A 1,007-nucleotide genomic window follows, 5' to 3' on the forward strand; every position below is an offset into this window, starting at 1 on the left:
TCCCCCGCCGGAACCCGCACCGGCGGAGCCGCCGCCGGGGACTCCGGCCGCCGGGTCCCCGCCGACCGGGGCTCCGCCGCCGGGGAGGGCCCCCGGGTCGGCGGGCGGCGGCGGAGCCGCCGGGAGGGGCCCCTGGCTGCCCAGCGGGTTCGGCAGCGGTGCCCCCGCCTCGGCCTTCTTCTCCCCGGCGGCGGAGGCGACCTTCGGCGAGAACCCGAGCCACAGCACGGCGAACGCGACGGCGGCCGCGGCCAGCAGCCCGCCGACGGCGACGAGCCAGGCGGGCAGCACCGGCCGCTGCTCGAACTCGCCGTTCAACTCCAGGGCCGCCGCATCGCCGGAGCGCCGCACGGAGACGGTGATGCGGTGGGTTTCGGGCCCGCCCGTCCACCGGGTCGCCTGGGGGGAGATCTCCAGTCCGACGAACGCCGCCCGGCCCGGCGCCACTTGGACGTTGCCCGGGCGGACGTCGAACGACAGCCGGCCGGACTCGTCGCGGGCGCCGACGGACGCGGTGAGCGGGGTGTTGCCGAGGTTGTCGACGGCGACGGCGGCCCGGCCGCGGAACCGGGCGGCGATGGCGGGCGGCACCAGTTCGGCGCGGACCTCGGTGAACGGGGCGACCGAGACCCGGCCTTCCAGCACGTCCCGCACGGCGGGGTTCTCGCGCGGCTCGACCCGCACCCCGTAGGCGGTGGGGCCCGCCGGGGCGTCGGGGGTGCGCGGCGGCGCGAAGGAGATCTCCGCGGACCCTTCGCTGCCCGGGTAGAGGCGGAGCGTGTCGGGCTCGATGCGGCTCCAGCCGGCCGGGTCGCCCACGATCGAGAGCCGGTATTCCTCCACCGTGTCGCCGGTGTTGCGCACCCGGAGCCGGGCGGTCGCCCGGCTGCCGGGGTCGACGGCCACGGCAACCGGATCGAGAGTGGTCCACATCGTCATGCGGGAAGGCTAGGGCCGCGGGGGCGCCGTCCCCTGCCCGTAAGTCCCGTCCCACGGGCACTCCTGCC

1 pseudogene is annotated in these 1,007 nt (G+C 78.1%); it reads right to left on the reverse strand.

What is annotated here, in order from left to right:
* A pseudogene (locus tag EF903_RS32915) lies at positions 1-939 on the reverse strand (hydrolase); the annotation flags it as partial.
* Between the last annotated feature and the right edge of the window lie 68 nt (positions 940-1,007).

The sequence above is a fragment of the Streptomyces sp. WAC05292 genome (assembly GCF_003949955.1).
Classification (GTDB): Bacteria; Actinomycetota; Actinomycetes; order Streptomycetales; family Streptomycetaceae; genus Streptomyces; species Streptomyces globosus.